Origin of the sequence: Erythrobacter sp. Dej080120_24, assembly GCF_036322605.1 — a bacterium.
GTDB lineage: Bacteria > Pseudomonadota > Alphaproteobacteria > Sphingomonadales > Sphingomonadaceae > Erythrobacter > Erythrobacter aurantius.
In genome coordinates this window covers 2,901,455-2,917,940 of sequence record NZ_AP027262.1, presented here as the reverse complement: position 1 = coordinate 2,917,940, position 16,486 = coordinate 2,901,455, and the positions used below count along the sequence as shown (strand labels likewise).

Here is a 16,486-nt window from a genome sequence, read left to right as displayed (position 1 = left end):
GATCCCTCTCTCTCATTCGCTCACGAAAACGCCTTCGAGGCGGTCTTCGAGTTCGTCATTGGCCTCACGCAGTGCAGCCAGGGTCGCCTCGTCGGGCTCCCACAGGTTGCGGTCGCATGCTTCGAGCAAGCGTCCGGCGACGCGCGCTGAGGCTTTCGGATTGAGCTCGGCGAGACGGCGGCGCATCTCAGGGTCGAGCACAAATGTTTCGCTGATTTTCTGGTAGACCCAAGGCGCGACCTGACCGGTGGTGGCGGACCAGCCAAGCGTGCTGGTCACATGGCCTTCGATTGCCCGGACACCTTCGTATCCGTGCTGCAGCAGGCCTTCGAACCATTTGGGGTTCAAAGTGCGGGTGCGGGTTTCGAAATCGATCTGTTCGGACAGCGTGCGCACCTTGGCGCTGCCACGCGTCGCATCGAGGATATAGACCGGCGATTCGGCACCTTTGGCCTTCGCAACCGAGCGGGTAACCCCGCCAAGACCGTCGACGTACTGATCGACATCATTGATGCCGATCTCGACGCTTTCGAGGTTCTGATAGGTGAAATCGACATCCTTCAGCACGCTCTGAAGCAGGGCGCGCTGCTGCACCGGTTTGCCCGATACGCCATAGGCAAAGCCCTTGTTCACCTCGAACGCATTGGCGAGCTCGTCCGGATCGGCCCAGACGCCCCCTTCGATCATCTGGTTCACATTCGCCCCATAGGCACCTTCGGCGTTCGAGAAGACGCGCAGCGCGGCGGTTTCGATCTCGCAGCCGTGCCGTTCCATCTGGGCGAGGGAATGCTTGCGCACGAAATTGGATTCCAGCGGCTCGTCAGCCTGGCTGGCAAGCAGCGCGGCTTCGGCCAGCATGCGCGTTTGCAGCGGCAGAAGATCGCGGAAAATGCCTGAAAGCGTGGCCACCACGTCAATCCGCGGGCGGCCCAGTTCTTCGAGCGGGATCAGTTCGGCACCACATAGGCGGCCATAGCTGTCCCGGCGAGGGCGCGCGCCCATCAGCGTGAGAACCTGCGCGATCTGGACGCCTTCGCTTTTCAGATTGTCGGTTCCCCAAAGCACCATGGCGATGCTTTCCGGGAAAGGCTGACCGCTTTCCACATGGCGTGCGATCAGGCGATTGGCCTGCTCCTCGCCCTGTTTGCAAGCATAGCGCGAGGGCAGCAGGAACGGGTCGAAGCCGTGAATGTTGCGCCCGGTCGGCAGGACATCGGGATTGGCGACGATATCGCCGCCGGGCGCGGGCTGGACATAGCAGCCATCAAGCGCATGGATCAGCGCGCCCAGTTCGTCGCTGGAATCGAGTTTCGCGCCGAGGACCGCACGATCATTGTCGCCGCCGGTCACGTCACTCGCATCGACCATGGCATCGAGCATGGACTCGCGCTCTGCACCTTGCGGATTGCGCCCGAACACGTGCAACCCGTGCGGGATCAGCGCGCGCTCCATTTCGTAGAGGCGGGCCGAAAGGCTCTCCATCTCGCCGCAGTCGATATCCAGCGCATCGCATTGCTCGACGATCAGTTCTGCAAGCTCGGCGCGTTCGGCCTCGTCGGTGCTTGCGCGCCAGCGTTCGACGCTGGCCTTGAGCTCGGAGAGGCCCTTGTAAAGACCGGCCTGCGCCAGCGGCGGGGTCATGTAGCTGATCAGGGTCGCGGCAGACCGCCGTTTTGCCAGCAAACCTTCAGATGGATTGTTGGCGGCATAGAGATAGTAGTTAGGCAGGTCGCCGATCAGACGTTCCGGCCAGCACGCGCCCGTCATCCCGGCCTGCTTGCCCGGCATGAATTCGAGCGCGCCATGCGTCCCGAAATGAAGGACCGAATGCGCTCCGAAATCCTCGCGGATATAGCGGTAGAAGGCGCTGAAGGCGTGGGTCGGGGCAAAGCTGCCTTCGAACAGCAGCCGCATCGGATCGCCTTCGTAACCGAAGCCGGGCTGGATACCGACAAAGACATTGCCGAAATGCGCGCCAAGCACCTGGATATGTGCGCCGTCACTTTGCGCCTTGCCGGGCGCAGGGCCCCATGCAGCCTCGATTTCCGCAAGGTGCTTCTCTCGACGCACATGTTCGTCCGCTGGCACACGGTGCGCGACATTCGCATCGGACCCGAACCGCTCCGAATTGCCCTTCAGGATCGCGTCCCGCAACGCGTCGACGTTCTCGGGAACTTCTACCGCATATCCCTCTGCCGCCAATCGTTCGAGAGTGGCCTGAAGGGATTCGAATACGGACAGGAATGCAGCCGTGCCGGTGGCGCCGGCATTCGGCGGGAAATTGAACAGCACGATCGCAAGCTTGCGTGCGGCACGATCGCTTCGCCGCAGCGCGATCAGCTTGGCCACGCGCGCCGCCAGCGCCTCTGCACGTTCTGGGCAATCGCGCATCGGATTGAGCTTTTCGGAAACTGGCGTGGCACATTGGCGCTCACAGCCCGTACAGGTTCCGCCACCGGCATCGCAGCGACCGCCGTAAACGCTCGGCGCAGTCCCTCCGTCGAGTTCCGGCAGAGCCACCATCATGGTCGCTTCGAGCGGCAACAGGCCCTGTTCGCGCGAACGCCAGTGTTCGAGCGGCTGGAATTCGAGCGCATGCGCCGCGACGTAAGGCACATCAAGCCCGCCCAGCACACCGCGAGCCGCCTCGGAATCGTTGTAGGCCGGGCCTCCCACCAGCGAAAAGCCGGTGAGGTTGACGACTGCATCGACCATCACCTGCCCGCGATGGACAAAGTATTTCTCGATGGCGGGCCGTGCGTCCAGACCGCTCGCGAAAACGGGAACGACCTTTAGCCCGGCGGCCTCGAACGCGGCGATCGCGCCGTTGTAATGGCCGGCATCATTGCCCAGCAGGTAGGAACGCAGCAGGATCAGTCCTACCGTGCCGTTCTTGCCGCCGAGATTGTGCGCCCCGTCGCGCGGCAGCATTAGCAGGCTGTCGGAAATCGGCTGGCGCGCGCGGGGATGATAGACCCCGTTTTCGGGATATTCGAGTGGCAGCGGAGCAGCCGTTTCTCCACGCCGACCTTCGCGCTCACCCGAGGCGTAGCGATCGATCAGCGCGCGAACCATGGCAACGACGTTTTCGTCAGACCCGGCAAGCCAGTATTGCAGCGTGAGGAAATAGGCGCGCACGTCCTGCGCCGTGCCGGGAATGTATTTCAGGATTTTCGGCAGGCGGCGCAGCATCTTCATCTGGCCCGCGCCCGAGCTTGAACCCTGTTTCTTCGATCCGCGCAGCTTCTTGAGCAGCGCCAGAGGCCCCTTGGCGGGGGCATCCATGCGATAATTGCCCATCCGCGTAAGCTTCACGACATCACCCGCCGACATCAGGCAGACCATCGCATCGCAATCTTCGCGCCGAGCTTCCAATGCGGGCATGATCATGCGCACGTGATCGTCGAGGAACATCATTGTGACGATGATGATGTCCGACTGTGAAATCGCCAGCGTGGCTTCTTCGAGCGCTGCCGCGTCGCTTCCCCATTCGGAGGCCGCATGCAGGGATAGGTGAATATTGTCGCGCGAAAGTACGGCGTCGGCGCGTCCCACTGCGCCTTTCAGATGATTGTCGAGCGTGATGATCGCAACCCGGACGGGCGCAGCACCGACAAGCGGCTTGATGTCCGCCTTACCGTGCATAGTGCGCCTTTGCGTCATACAGGGTTTCTAGGTCGATCCGGGTGCGACCCTCCTGAGCGGCGAAGGCTTCCGTATTGCGGCGCGCCTTGCCGCGCACGAAGAACGGGATTTTCTTCAACTCGCGCTGCGCTTCGTCGGTCCACAAATCACCGTCATTGGCGGGAACGATCGGCTCGGGTTCGGACGCAGCTTCGGCCTTGGCCACTGTTCTGGGCGAATGCGCCGCGTGGTGCGATGCGCCCGCTTCGTCGGAGAATTCGAAATCCTCGCGGAACATGGTGAGCAGATGCTCCTCCAGCCCCATCACCAGAGGGTGCACCCATGTGTCGAAGATCACGTTCGCGCCTTCGAAACCCATCTGCGGAGAGTGCCGTGCCGGGAAATCCTGCACGTGGACAGGGGCGGAAATCACTGCGCAGGGCATGCCCAGACGCTTGGCGATGTGCCGCTCCATCTGTGTACCAAGCACCATTTCCGGTGCGGCTTCGATGATTGCATCTTCAACGGCGAGGTGATCGTCGGTGATCAGCGGCTCGACGCCGTATTCCTTGGCTGCTTCGCGGATCTCGCGGGCGAATTCGCGATTGTAGCAACCAAGCCCGCACACTTCGAAACCCAGCTCGTCACGGGCGATGCGAGCAGCGGCAACCGCGTGGGTCGCGTCGCCGAAGATGAAGACTCGCTTGCCGGTGAGATAGGTCGAATCGACGCTGCGGCTCCACCACGGAAGCCGGGAATGGGTGTCGCCGAGGGCAGGCGTGGGATCTGCACCTGCCAGCTCGGCGACGTCGGCAATGAACGCTCTAGTGGCGCTCACACCGATAGGGACGGTCCGCACGGCAGGCTGCTTGAACGTGCGTTCAAGCCAGCGCGCGGCCTCATCTGCCATTTCGGGATAAAGGACGATGTTGAAGTCGGCATTGCCGATCCGGCTAATGTCCGAGGGCCGCGCGTTGAGCGGCGCGACCAGATTGACCTCGATATCCAGCTGATCAAGGATCTTGCGGATTTCGATCAGATCGTCGCGGTGGCGGAAGCCCAGCGCGGTGGGGCCGAGGATGTTGGCGCGCGCCCTGCGCCCTTCGCGCGGGGCAGGCGTCATATCCTTGTCCGCCAGATTGCGGACGATTTGGTAGAATGTTTCAGCAGCGCCCCAGTTTTCCTTGCGTTGATAGCTGGGCAGCTCAAGCGGGATCGCGGGGCAGGGCAGGTCCATCGCTTCGGACAGGCCGCCCGGATCATCCTGGATCAGCTCGGCGGTACACGATGCACCGACAATGATCGCCTCAGGCTTGAACCGTTCGACCGCGTCCATCGCGGCATCCTGGAAGAGTTGCGCGGTATCCTTGCCCAGATCGCGCGCTTCGAAGGTGGTGTAGGTGACAGGCGGACGCGCGTTGCGCCGCTCGATCATGGTGAACAGCAAATCCGCATAGGTATCGCCCTGCGGTGCGTGCAGGACGTAATGCAGCCCCTTCATCGCGGTTGCGATGCGCATCGCGCCAACGTGGGGCGGGCCTTCATATGTCCATACCGAAAGCTGCATCGCCTACACCTCCAGCATGTCGCGGCGCCGCAGCGGTCGCGCAAAGAGTTCGGCGAGATCACCGGCTTGGTCGAAACCGTGGATCGGCGAAAAGACGAGTTCGATCGCCCACTTGGTGGCGAAGCCTTCCGCTTCGAGCGGGTTGGCAAGTCCCAGCCCACACACCGTCAGATCGGGACGGTCCTCGCGAACCCGGTCCAGTTGGCGATCAACATGCTGGCCTTCGCTGATCCGCGCATTGTGGGGGATCAAGGCGAGCTCTTTTTCGCAATGCGCGCGGTGGAGATAGGGCGTGCCGACCTCTACCGGGACCATGCCCAGTTCGGTTGCGAGGAACCGGGCCAGCGGTACTTCGAGCTGCGAGTCGGGCAGGAAACTGATGCGCTTGCCGTCAAGTGCGCTGCGCGTGTGTTCTATTGCACGTTTGGCACGTTCGCGGCCCGGTGCGACGACGCTGTTGAAGTGCATTTCATCAATGCCGAACTCGCGTGCAGCGGCCTTCAGCCAGTCTGTCGTACCTTCGGCGCCGAACGGGAACAGCGCATCCAGCCGCTTGGCTCCGCGATCCTCCAAAGCCATTGCGGTGTCCGCAAGGAATGGCTGGGCGAGCAGGTAACGCGTGTTCGGACCCACAGGCGGCAGGTCACGCGCGTTGCGCGCGGGGAAGGAAGCCACGTTGGCGATGCCCAACTGGTCGAAAAGCCGAAGAAACTGGTCTTCGACAATGTCGGGAAGCGATCCGACCAGCAACAGGTTCTTGGGCGCGTCTGCATCAGCGACCGGCATTTCCGGCACCAGCGCTGCAAGGCAGGCGTCTTCGCCCTGAGTGAAGGTTGTCTCGATCCCGCTGCCCGAATAATTCAGGATCCGCACATTGGGCATGTGCTGCGCGCCGAGCCGCTGGGCCGCTTTTGCAAGGTCCAGCTTGATCACTTCGGACGGGCAGGAGCCGACAAGGAACAGCGTCTTGATATCCGGGCGCCGTTCCAGCAGCCGGGTGACGACGCGGTCCAGCTCGTCCTGGCAATCGACCATGCCGGCCAGATCGCGCTCTTCCATGATGGCGGTGGCAAAGCGCGGTTCTGCGAAGATCATCACACCCGCCGCCGACTGCAGCAGATGCGCGCAGGTGCGCGATCCGACGACGAGGAAGAATGCGTCCTGCATCTTGCGGTGGAGCCAGATGATCCCGGTCAGCCCACAGAAAACCTCGCGCTGGCCGCGTTCGCGCAAAACCGGGCGCGCGCCCTTTGCCTGCGGCGCATCGCAGCCGGACAGGGCGGGGGCAGTGATGGTGTCGGGAGGGCTCATGCGGGCACCGCCTCAGGGGACGACCCCTGCAACCGCGCCATCCGCAGCTTCCACAGGAACTGGCCTGCGTTGATGACGTAAGCGCCATAGCCAGCGAGAGCGACCATGAGACGCTGCTCTATCGTTCCCAGCGCGCCGAACAGCATCACCAGATAAAGAGTGTGCAGCGCCAGCACGAGCATCGAGAACACGTCCTCCCAGAAAAACGCCGGTGCAAACAGCCATTTGCCGAAGACCACCTTTTCCCAGATCGAGCCGGTGATCATGATGGTGTAGAGTACAAGCGTCTTCACCACGATCGAGGCGTCTGCCGCGAAGGCCCCTTCGCCAGTGGTGAGTGTGCGAATGACCAGCCCCAGGCTGATTATGAAAACCACGAATTGTAAAGGAGCGAGGACACCTTGGACGACAGTCCAGACCGACTCGTCTCTCCGCTGCCGCTCTGCATTTGTGTAGAGCGCCGTCGTTTTCCCCCCTGCTGCTTCTTGTCGCTTCATCGACTGAGTCGACTCGGCGGGGGAAGAGAGATTCTGCCGATTCATCCTCGTAGATAGCCTTTGCTGCCAGATTCAGAACCTACGCCCATGTGCCAAGCAGTGTCAATCTAATTAGACGTAAACAAAATTAGACAGTCTCCAATGTCCCCTTCGGTTCGCGTTGCCTGCGGCGGTGTTCTTGTGTACTGTGCTCGCGTTGGCGGTTCAGGAGTCGGGATTCTTCCGGCCTCGCCAGCCTCGACGCGATCCGCGCCACCCTCGGAGACTATCAGCCGGGGAGACGGGAAGGGTCTGCTATGGCAGCCTTAAGAGGGGCAGGAATGATCGGTGCGGGTTCTGCCGCACTTCGTAAGGTGATGGCCAATCCGCTTGGACGGAAGAAGCAGGAGCCCGATCAGCATGAAGGGTTCGAGGATCCGTTGGCTAATGATTCAATCAACACCATTATCGAAGGCGAGATCATACCGCGCCTGCTGATGGCGCACGCCGTCGGATCGTCAGACGAACTGCATGATGGAAAGAACCGCATCGCGCCGCCCAGAGCCGATGATTTCGCGCTCCTGCCATTGCGGCTCGAAGCCAGCAGCCTGATTGCCGAGGTTGATGCATTTCTGGCCGAAGGGGTCAGCGTTGACGCGATTTTTGTCGATCTGCTTGCCCCGGCTGCGCGCAAGCTGGGTGAAATGTGGGATGCCGATGAATGCGACTTCATCGATGTCACTATGGGCCTTTGGCGTCTGCAGGAAGTGATGCGGGAGATCTCGACACGCGCCCCTGCCAACCGCTTTCAGCCGGATGCCACCGCCCCGCGCGCGCTGTTTTCACCAATGCCCGGTGACTCCCATAATTTCGGCGCCGTGATGATCGACGAGATCTTCGCGCGCGCCGGCTGGCACAGCACTGTTGTCACCAAACCCCTTCGCAAGGAATTGCTCGATACGCTTTCCCGTGAACCGTTCGACCTCGTAGGATTGACCGTATCCCGCGATTGCCCTAGCTCCGCCCTCGAAAACCTCATCAAAGCGATGCGCAGCGTGTCTGCCAATCCGCACCTCTCCATCTTGATTGGTGGCCAAATGATAAATCAGAACCCTGCCATTGTTGCCGAAGTGGGAGCCGATGGGACCGGCGCCGACGCTCGTGCCGCCCTCGAAGTGGCACAGCGTCTGGTCCAGTCCGCCGCGGTGCGTGCGCACATGCTGAGATAGGGTGGGCCATAGATGCTGACCCGCAAGCATTCCATCGAGGGCAAGAACCCCTTCGGCAAGGCCGCAGAATTGTTCAACACGCTGGACGCCGATTCCGCGATGAAGCTTGCCATGGTTGCGGGCGACATCACCTTGATCCTCGATGACACCGGCACGATCCTTGATGCCGCATTCGATCCCAAGGACTTTCCGGGCTTTGAAGGCTGGGAGGGAACCAACTGGATCGAGACGGTAACCGTCGAAAGCCGGCCCAAGGTCATGGAAATGCTGGCTGCGGCCCGTCGCGGCGAAGTCCAGCACTGGCGCCATGTCAACCACCCGACCCGCGATGGCGACGTGCCGATCCGCTATGCCGTCCTCAGTGTGAACAACGGCGAGCACCGGATCGCATTCGGTCGCGATCTGCGCGAAGCGGGCAAGATGCAGCAACGCTTGTTGCAGGTGCAGCAATCGCTGGAGCGTGACTATCTGCGGATGCGCCAGCTTGATGCGCGTTACCGTATGCTGTTTGACCTGTCGGGCGAGGCGGTGTTGATCGTCGAGGCGTCGACCTTGCGCATCAGGGAAGCCAATCCGGCTGCTCATGCGATGATGGGCGCGCGCCCGGCGACCTTGCCGGGCAAGAAACTGCCGGGATTGATCGACAAGGATTCGCGTGATCGCCTGCAAGGGCTGATCGGTGCGGCGCTTGCCTCGGCGGCGGTATCTCCAATCGAGATCGAATTGGACAAGGGCTCGCGCAAGGTCATGGCCTCTGCCGCAGGGTTCTCGCAGGATCGTGGCCAATTCCTGCTTCTGCGCTTTTTCGGCGATCATGAGAAGCACGGCGAAGGCGCGCCTGCGGTGCTCGATCTGGTTGAACAGATGCCCGATGCCTTTGTTGTCGCGGACGCCAATCTTGAAGTCGTCAGCGCCAACAACGCCTTTGTCGAACTGGTCCAGGCACCCAGCGTGGACACCTTGCGCGGGCGCCATATGTCGAGCTGGATCGGGCGTCCGGGTATCGACCTGGACCTGATCGAAGGCCAGATCGACCAGCATGGCGCGGCCCGAAATGTCAGCACGGTCTTGCGTATCGGAGACGATATGGAAGGCGAACCGATCGAGCTTTCGGCGGTGCGCAGCGGCGGGGATAGCGGGCTTTATGCCTTTGTCATCCGGCCGATTGGTCGGCGCTTGCGCGATCTGCCGCCGGGATCGCAGGATCTTCCGCGCTCGGTCGAGCAATTGACCGATCTGGTAGGGCGCATGTCGCTCAAAGAAATCGTGCGCGAGAGCACCGATCTGATCGAGCGTTTGTGTATCGAGGCGGCGCTGCAATACACTTCGGACAATCGCGCCTCAGCGGCGGAAATCCTCGGCCTTTCGCGCCAGAGCCTCTATTCCAAGCTGCACCGCCACGGGCTTGGCAATCTCGACAGCGATCCTGACTAGGCTGGTTTCCTTGCCTTTTTGGGCGATTGCTGAAGGCGTTCCAAAACGGACATAAGGCGTTCGACAGCCATTTAATCTGCTCTTGCCGGTCACTTTTGGCCCATGAGACGAAGCGCGCCCCGAAACCCCGTTTTCGACCCCAAAATCGCTTTTTCGTTCCAGAATCGGCACATGTCGGATTCATAGTGTCAATTTTATTTGACGCATGAGTGTGTCAGGCATAGCCTCGCAATATGGAGCGCTCGGCTGTCTCGACTCGACCTGCGCCTGTTCCGGCGCTGAGGGACGTTGTCCAGCTTCTCAAACCGATAACCTGGTTTCCGCCGATGTGGGCTTTCATGTGCGGTGCCGTTTCTTCGGGCGCCGGGCTTGATGGCCGCTGGTGGTTTGTCGTGGGCGGGGTGCTGCTCGCCGGGCCGCTGGTTTGCGGGACGAGCCAGGCGGTGAACGACTGGTTTGATCGCCATGTCGATGCCATCAATGAACCCGATCGCCCGATCCCCTCCGGCCGCATTGCCGGGCGTTGGGGGCTGTATATCGCGATGATCGCCACGGTGGTTTCGGCGCTGGTCGGCTGGCTGCTTGGGCCGCTGGTGTTTGTCGCGGCGCTGGTCGGGCTGGCTCTGGCATGGGGCTACAGCGCGCCTCCCTTCCGCTTCAAGACGAGCGGCTGGACCGGCCCGGCGGTTGTCGGCCTGACCTACGAAGGATTGAGCTGGTTTACCGGTGCTGCTGTGATGCTGGGCGCCATGCCATCGGCACAAGTGCTGATCGTGCTGGTGCTCTACAGCCTTGGCGCGCACGGCATCATGACACTGAACGATTTCAAGGCGGTGGAGGGCGACCGGGCAACCGGGCTCAAATCGCTTCCCGTTACGCTTGGCGTTGCGCGGGCTGCACAATTGGCCTGTGTCGTCATGGCCGTGCCGCAACTTGTCGTCATCACACTGCTGGCGACGTGGGGATACGCACTGTCGGCGATACTGGTCGGCTGTGTGCTGGTGGCGCAATTCGCCGCCATGCCGCGCCTGCTGCGCAGCCCTGCCAAATATGCCCCGTGGTACAACGGCGTGGGCGTGACGCTCTACGTTTTCGGCATGCTTGCCGCCGCGCTGGGACTGGGAGGGTACATCTGATGCCCGCCGCGCAGCCCAAGGGACTGAGTTGGTTTGGCATCATCCGCATCGGTCTGGTGCAGGCATCGATCGGCGCGCTGGTGATGCTTTCGACAACCGTGCTTAACCGCCTGATGGTGGTCGAATACGCGCTGGCCGCAGCAATCCCCGCAGGGTTTGTCGCATGGCATTATGCGGTTCAGTTGACACGGCCCTTGTGGGGGCAGGTTTCCGACAAGGGACGCAAGCGGACACCGTGGGTCCTCGCCGGGCTCGCGGTGCTGGCCGGTGGGGTCCTTGTTGCCTCGCAAGCGACACCGATGATGGCGGACGGGTTTGGTGCCGGCTTCGCGCTGGCGGTGATCGCCTATACGCTGATCGGCATTGGCGTGGGCATGGGCGGGACCTCCGCTCTGGCGCTGCTGGCGTCGGGTGTCGCGCCGCAGAGGCGTGCGGCGGCGGCGGCAACCACGTGGATCATGATGGTGGCTGGCATTGTCGCCTCGGCGATTACGGTCGGCGCCCTGCTCGATCCCTATTCGCCCGAGCGCCTGATGGAAGTTGCCAGCGGGCTGGCTCTCGTCACGGTTGCCGTTACCGCGCTGGCGGTGTTCCGGCTTGAGCAAGGGCATGTCGTTTTCGAGGAAACGCGCAAGGACGAACCTGCGCCCGATTTCCGCGCCGCCATCGCCGAAATCTGGAACGAGGCTGCGGCACGTCGCTTCACCATTTTCATCTTCGTTTCGATGATCGCATTTTCGATGCAGGACCTGATCCTTGAACCCTTCGCCGGGCTGGTTTTCGGCATGACGCCCGGGGAATCTACGCAGCTGGGCGGCCAGCATCAGGGCGGCATACTGCTGGGCATGATTGTCGCTGGGGTTGGCGGCAGCGCGTTCAAGGGCAAACTCACCTCCGATCTGCGCCTGTGGATCGTTGCCGGATGCCTCGCTTCGGCGGCGGGTCTGGCGGGTCTTGCGCTGGCGGCGATTGCCGGGCCGGGCTGGCCGCTGGGGATCAATGTCTTCGTCCTCGGCCTCGGCAATGGCGTGTTCGCCGTCGCCTCTATCGGAGCGATGATGGGGCTGGCCGGAGCGGGAGAGAAAACCCGCGAAGGCGTGCGCATGGGCGTTTGGGGTGCATCACAGGCAATCGCATTCGGCCTTGGCGGAATGTTCGGGGCGATGGGCGTCGATATCGCCCGCCGCGTGCAGGCGCATGATGGCAGCGCCTTCCAGCTGATCTTTGCCATCGAAGCCGCGCTGTTCGTCCTCGCCGCGATCCTCGCGGTGCGGGCGGCCGGCAGTCAGGCCATGCCGACGCGCGCAAGTCAGGCACAGGACCGGGAGATATTCGCATGACAGAGAAGCTCTATGATGCCGTTGTTGTAGGCGGCGGACCTGCCGGGGCCACGGCGGCGGACGATCTGGCCCGTGCCGGCCATTCGGTGCTGCTGATGGAGCGCGGCGGACGGATCAAGCCCTGCGGCGGGGCCGTGCCCCCGCGCCTGCTCGAAGATTTCGACATTCCGCAAAGCCTGCTTGTCGCCCGCGCGCGTTCAGCCCGGATGATCGCGCCATCAGGACGCGCGGTGGACATGCCGGTGGGCGAAATCGGCTATGTCGGCATGGTCGATCGCGAGGAATTCGACGAATGGCTGCGCGAACGCGCGGCGCGGTCGGGCGCGGAACGCCTCACCGCGACTTTCGAAAAGGTCGAACGCGATGAACACGCTCACCCGCTGGTGACTTTTCGCCGCGAACGGGGCGGCCCGATCGAGCGGGTGCGCGCGCGGTGTGTCATCGGTGCCGACGGAGCCCGCTCTGCCGTGGCCAAGCAATGCCTGCCCGATGCCGAGCGGGTGAAATGCGTCTTCGCCTATCACGAGATCATCAAGTCACCCGAAGGCAAGGGCGAACGCTATGATCCCGATCGCTGCGATGTGTTCTACCAGGGGCGCTTGTCGCCCGATTTCTACGCCTGGGTCTTCCCGCACGGAGAAACCGCCAGCATCGGCGTAGGCAGCGCGAACAAGGGGTTTTCCCTGCGCGGAGCCGTATCGGAAATGCGCGGCGATCTTGATCTGACCCGCTGCGAAACCGTGCGCCGCGAAGGTGCGCCGATACCGCTCAAGCCGCTCAAGAAATGGGACAACGGTGCCGACGTGATCGTCGCAGGCGATGCGGCGGGGATTGTTGCTCCGGCATCGGGCGAAGGGATCTACTACGCTATGGTCGGCGGCCGTTTCAGCGCCGAAGCGGCGAGCGAGTTCCTCAAGACAGGTCAGGCCAAGGCGCTCAAACTTGCCCGCAGCCGTTTCATGAAAGAGCATGGCCGCGTCTTCTGGATCCTCGGCGTGATGCAGTATTTCTGGTATTCGTCGGACAAGCGGCGCGAACGGTTCGTCGACATGTGCGACGACAAGGATGTGCAGCAGCTCACCTGGCAGGCCTACATGAACAAGAAGCTGGTCCGGTCAAAGCCGTTGGCGCATGTGAAGATCTTCCTGAAAGACACAGCGCACCTTCTTGGTTTGCGACCGGCAAGCAGCTAGCTTCATGTCCATGCACTTGAGCAAGACGTGGATTCTGCCCGCAATCGTAGCCGCCATCGCTGCGGCAATCGTCGCGGTGCTGGGCGCGACCATCACCGATCTGGGGCCGTGGTATCAGGGGCTGGCAAAGCCGTCTTGGAACCCGCCCGACTGGGTGTTCCCGATCGGCTGGACACTGATCTACGCCCTGAACACCGCGGCGATCGTGTCCGCATGGCGCGCCGCGCCTACGCCGCGCGTATCCGATACGGTGATCGGCCTGTTCGCGCTCAACGCCTTTTTGAACATCACCTGGAGCATGATCTTCTTCCGCATCCAGCGCCCTGACTGGGCGTTTATCGAGGTGCTGCTGCTGTGGCTCTCGATCCTGGCGCTGATCATGTATTCGTGGCGGGTGTCCAAATCGGCCGCCTTGCTGTTCCTGCCCTATCTTTTCTGGGTGACATTCGCCGCCGCGCTCAATTGGGCGGTGGTTGAACTCAACGGCCCCTTTGGCTGACCCCTTGATGGAAGGCATAGCCGCCTTCTTTGCCAGCGGGCACGGTGCCGACGTCGTTCTGGCCGTGCTCGCCACGGAGGCTGTGTGGCTCAAGGTGCGCGGATGGAGCATCGGCGCCATCCTCGGCCTGCTGGGCCCGGCCGCACTGATCGTGCTGGGGTTAAGAGCCGCGCTGGTCGGCGCGGATTGGTGGTGGGTGGCAATCCCGCTGGCGCTGTCTTTCCCGCTGCATGTGATGGACCTGCGAACGCGCCTTTCAGCTTCGGACTGATCGAAAAGCCCTTCCGGCAAAACCCCGACGCAAAAAACCCGGCCGTGCTTTGCGCAGGGCCGGGTTTCTTGACCTTTGGCTTGAGCGGGGAAGGGGACCGATTGCGACCGGCCCCGTCCCCCTTGGCTTATTTCGGAGCGTAGTAGTGTTCCTGCGCCCACAGGTACCAGTTGTCGACAACGGTGCCTGAAAGCAGGATGCCGATACCGCCGGTAAGCGTCGTCAGCACCGCAAACCACCAGGCCCAACGGTGGATCGATTCCATCGTCGCGTTGAAGCCCATGGTCCAGCGCCAGAACAGTCCGGCGCGTTCCGATGCCGTGCCGCGATCGGTGATCTGTTCAATCTCGCGCTCGCCGCCGTAACGGCCCACTGCCAGGATCGTCGCCCCGTGCATGGCGAACAGCACCGCCGAGCCATAGAGGAACACGATCGAGAGCGCGTGGAACGGGTTGTAGAACAGGTTCCCGTGAATGAGCGAGAAGTTGTTCGTCCAGTCGAGGTGCGAGAAGATCCCGTAGGGAACCGCTTCGGACCAGCTGCCGATCAGAGCCGGGCGGATGAAGCCCAGCACGAGGAACAGCCAGATTGCCGAGGCGAATGCCCATGGGATATGCATTCCCATACCCAGAGCGCGTGCCCGCATGTACGTGCGTGCCCACCAGGTCAGAACGGCAATCGTCAGAAACGCCCCGGTCATGATGAACCAGCCGCCTTTGTTCAAAGGAACGAAGAAGCTGAAACCGTATTCCGGACCGGGAGGATCAAGCGAAAGCCAGAACAGCTCGCGCATGAACACCTGAGGGCTCCATCCGGCTTGCGCCCAGAAGTTGAACCCGATGATCAGGAACGCGGCGGTTCCGAATGCCAGCGAGATCATGCCGAGCCAGCCGAGATAGATCGGGCCGAGCTGCGCCTGACCGATCTTCCCCAACCAGTAATTGTAACCGGTGGCGTTGATGCGGCCTTCGCTGCCGTCGAGGTGCGGGACACCCATTTCGGGAGCCGCCTTTACCTGGATCTGCGTGAAGATGTTTTGATAGGTGCTCATGACATCATACTCCTGCCGACCAGATCGGGACCGCGCGCCACCAATCCCACCATTCGACCCAGCTGCCCGTCATCAGCGTGCCCGAGATCACGATGCAGACCGCGCTCCAGAACGCTGCACTCAGCGCCAGGAACAGACCCACACGGTGGATACCCAGCGTGCCGACCGAATAGCCGATGAAATCGCGGAAATAGGTGTCTTCGTATTCGGGCGTCTTGACGTCGGTGCCGTTCGACGGGTTCACCGCCGAAAGGACAAGGCCGCCGTGGAGCGCCAGCGCGAGACAGTTCGTGAAGAAGAACGTGATCGCGAGCATGTGCACCGGATTGTAGTGGAAGTTCACATAGTTGTAGCCGGTGTACGAAACCCAATCGAGGTGCGACCAGATGCCGTAAGGGAACGCATGGCCCCAGGCACCCATCCACAGCGGACGGATCACATTCAGCGTGACAAAGGCGAACACCGCGACGCTGAAGGCGATCGGGATGTGGTAGCTCATGCCAAGCTTGCGCGAGATTTCAGCCTGCCTGAAAACCCACGAATAGAAAGCCACCACGGCACAGGCCGTGATGATCTGGTGATACCCCCCTTGGTTGAGAGGCATGAAGGCAAGCCCGGCTTCAATCGGCGGTGGTTGAATGTCGATAAGCCAGGGGTTGAGGGTCGGCCCCTGAAGCGCGGCGGCGAAGATCAGCATGGTGCCCAGAAGGGCGCTGACTGCCGTCGTTACTCCAAAGAATCCGACATAAAACGGCCCGACCCAGAAGTCGAAAAGGTCGCCGCCGATTAATGTGCCACCGCGCACGCGGTATTTCCGCTCGAAACTAAGGAGCGCCATAGGTCCATCCTTCCCACCTCAAGGGCAGGTTTTGTCGTTTCCGATCAGAGGTGTAGAGGAGGCAGGCAGGCGAACCTGCCCCCTTACGTTTTCTGAGGCTTCAATCAGCCGGCCGGTGAAATCCCACCAAGCCAGTTGTACCGCTCAGTGCTGAGCAGGATGAAGTGGATCGTAAATGCCAGAACGGCCAGGCCGACGTGCAGCGCGACCAGGGTCCGGCGAACATCGAAGTGTTTCCAAATACCGTACATAGTCTGTTCCTTTTGAAACGTTGAAAAGCTCTGGTGACGTGATCGACAGGATTGCCGATCAAGCCATCATCACTGGCCGAATGGGCCTTGGAACCAGGGCTTCCAAGCGTACATCAAGGCGTGTGCGACGAGGGCGATGCCGACATAGAGGGTGAAGGTTCCCATGAACGCGCCATGGATTTCCTTTGCCTCGTCATCGGTCAGATACGTCCCCACGCTCGGGCGATCAGGATCGTTCATTGCAGTAACTCCATTTGAGTTTATTG

15 protein-coding genes are annotated in these 16,486 nt (G+C 62.0%); 7 read left to right on the top strand and 8 right to left on the bottom strand.

Going from position 1 to position 16,486, the window contains the following annotated elements; genetic code table 11:
* Positions 1 to 12: 12 nt before the first annotated feature.
* From AABA34_RS14020 to bchF, 4 genes are read right to left on the bottom strand one after another with little or no spacing between them, the layout of a single operon-like run.
* On the bottom strand, positions 13 to 3,645 hold the full coding sequence (locus AABA34_RS14020) for a magnesium chelatase subunit H (protein ID WP_338303113.1): 3,633 nt from the start codon (positions 3,643 to 3,645) through the stop codon (positions 13 to 15).
* A complete protein-coding gene (gene bchB, locus AABA34_RS14015) occupies positions 3,635 to 5,191 on the bottom strand; it encodes a ferredoxin:protochlorophyllide reductase (ATP-dependent) subunit B (RefSeq protein WP_338303112.1) in 1,557 nt (518 codons plus the stop codon). Before bchB ends, AABA34_RS14020 begins: the two co-directional genes overlap by 11 nt.
* Before the next feature lie 3 nt (positions 5,192 to 5,194).
* Positions 5,195 to 6,502 carry a ferredoxin:protochlorophyllide reductase (ATP-dependent) subunit N gene (locus AABA34_RS14010; RefSeq protein ID WP_338303111.1) on the bottom strand — a complete coding sequence of 436 codons (1,308 nt, stop codon included), beginning with the start codon at positions 6,500 to 6,502 and terminating at the stop codon, positions 5,195 to 5,197.
* Positions 6,499 to 6,999: a 2-vinyl bacteriochlorophyllide hydratase gene (gene bchF / locus AABA34_RS14005; protein ID WP_338303110.1), complete on the bottom strand. Its 501-nt coding sequence runs from the start codon at positions 6,997 to 6,999 to the stop codon at positions 6,499 to 6,501. Before bchF ends, AABA34_RS14010 begins: the two co-directional genes overlap by 4 nt.
* Before the next feature lie 320 nt (positions 7,000 to 7,319).
* Here bchF and AABA34_RS14000 point away from each other — a divergent pair, with 320 nt between their 5' ends.
* The 7 genes from AABA34_RS14000 (at position 7,320) to AABA34_RS13970 (ending at position 14,080) form a co-directional block, all read left to right on the top strand.
* The gene (locus tag AABA34_RS14000) at positions 7,320 to 8,207 is read left to right on the top strand and encodes a cobalamin B12-binding domain-containing protein (RefSeq protein WP_338303109.1); all 888 of its coding nucleotides are present in this window, start codon (positions 7,320 to 7,322) and stop codon (positions 8,205 to 8,207) included.
* Positions 8,208 to 8,219: 12 nt separating this feature from the next.
* Positions 8,220 to 9,641, top strand: coding sequence for a transcriptional regulator PpsR (gene ppsR / locus AABA34_RS13995; RefSeq protein ID WP_338303108.1), 1,422 nt, complete (start codon positions 8,220 to 8,222; stop codon positions 9,639 to 9,641).
* A 233-nt stretch (positions 9,642 to 9,874) separates the two neighbouring features.
* Positions 9,875 to 10,777 (top strand): chlorophyll synthase ChlG, encoded by a 903-nt coding sequence (gene chlG / locus AABA34_RS13990; protein ID WP_338303107.1) that lies wholly within the window; start codon positions 9,875 to 9,877, stop codon positions 10,775 to 10,777.
* Positions 10,777 to 12,117, top strand: coding sequence for a BCD family MFS transporter (locus AABA34_RS13985; RefSeq protein ID WP_338303106.1), 1,341 nt, complete (start codon positions 10,777 to 10,779; stop codon positions 12,115 to 12,117). Before chlG ends, AABA34_RS13985 begins: the two co-directional genes overlap by 1 nt.
* Positions 12,114 to 13,310: a geranylgeranyl diphosphate reductase gene (locus AABA34_RS13980; RefSeq protein WP_338303105.1), complete on the top strand. Its 1,197-nt coding sequence runs from the start codon at positions 12,114 to 12,116 to the stop codon at positions 13,308 to 13,310. The genes AABA34_RS13985 and AABA34_RS13980 overlap by 4 nt, the downstream gene beginning before the upstream one ends.
* A 4-nt stretch (positions 13,311 to 13,314) precedes the next feature.
* The gene (locus AABA34_RS13975; RefSeq protein WP_338303104.1) at positions 13,315 to 13,809 is read left to right on the top strand and encodes a TspO/MBR family protein; all 495 of its coding nucleotides are present in this window, start codon (positions 13,315 to 13,317) and stop codon (positions 13,807 to 13,809) included.
* Entirely contained in the window at positions 13,802 to 14,080 is a 279-nt protein-coding gene (locus AABA34_RS13970) for a hypothetical protein (protein ID WP_338303103.1), read from the top strand. Before AABA34_RS13975 ends, AABA34_RS13970 begins: the two co-directional genes overlap by 8 nt.
* A gap of 127 nt (positions 14,081 to 14,207) precedes the next feature.
* On the opposite strand, the gene pufM is transcribed toward AABA34_RS13970, so the two are convergent.
* From pufM to pufB, 4 genes are all read right to left on the bottom strand, one after another.
* Complete coding sequence (pufM, locus tag AABA34_RS13965; protein ID WP_252258399.1) at positions 14,208 to 15,131, bottom strand: photosynthetic reaction center subunit M; 924 nt, start codon at positions 15,129 to 15,131, stop codon at positions 14,208 to 14,210.
* Positions 15,132 to 15,135: 4 nt separating this feature from the next.
* Entirely contained in the window at positions 15,136 to 15,969 is an 834-nt protein-coding gene (pufL, locus tag AABA34_RS13960; protein WP_252258398.1) for a photosynthetic reaction center subunit L, read from the bottom strand.
* Between the two features lie 104 nt (positions 15,970 to 16,073).
* Positions 16,074 to 16,220, bottom strand: a complete 147-nt coding sequence (gene pufA, locus AABA34_RS13955; RefSeq protein ID WP_084155766.1) for a light-harvesting antenna LH1, alpha subunit — start codon at positions 16,218 to 16,220, stop codon at positions 16,074 to 16,076.
* A 69-nt stretch (positions 16,221 to 16,289) separates the two neighbouring features.
* The gene (gene pufB / locus AABA34_RS13950; RefSeq protein ID WP_252258397.1) at positions 16,290 to 16,460 is read right to left on the bottom strand and encodes a light-harvesting antenna LH1, beta subunit; all 171 of its coding nucleotides are present in this window, start codon (positions 16,458 to 16,460) and stop codon (positions 16,290 to 16,292) included.
* Positions 16,461 to 16,486: the final 26 nt, after the last annotated feature.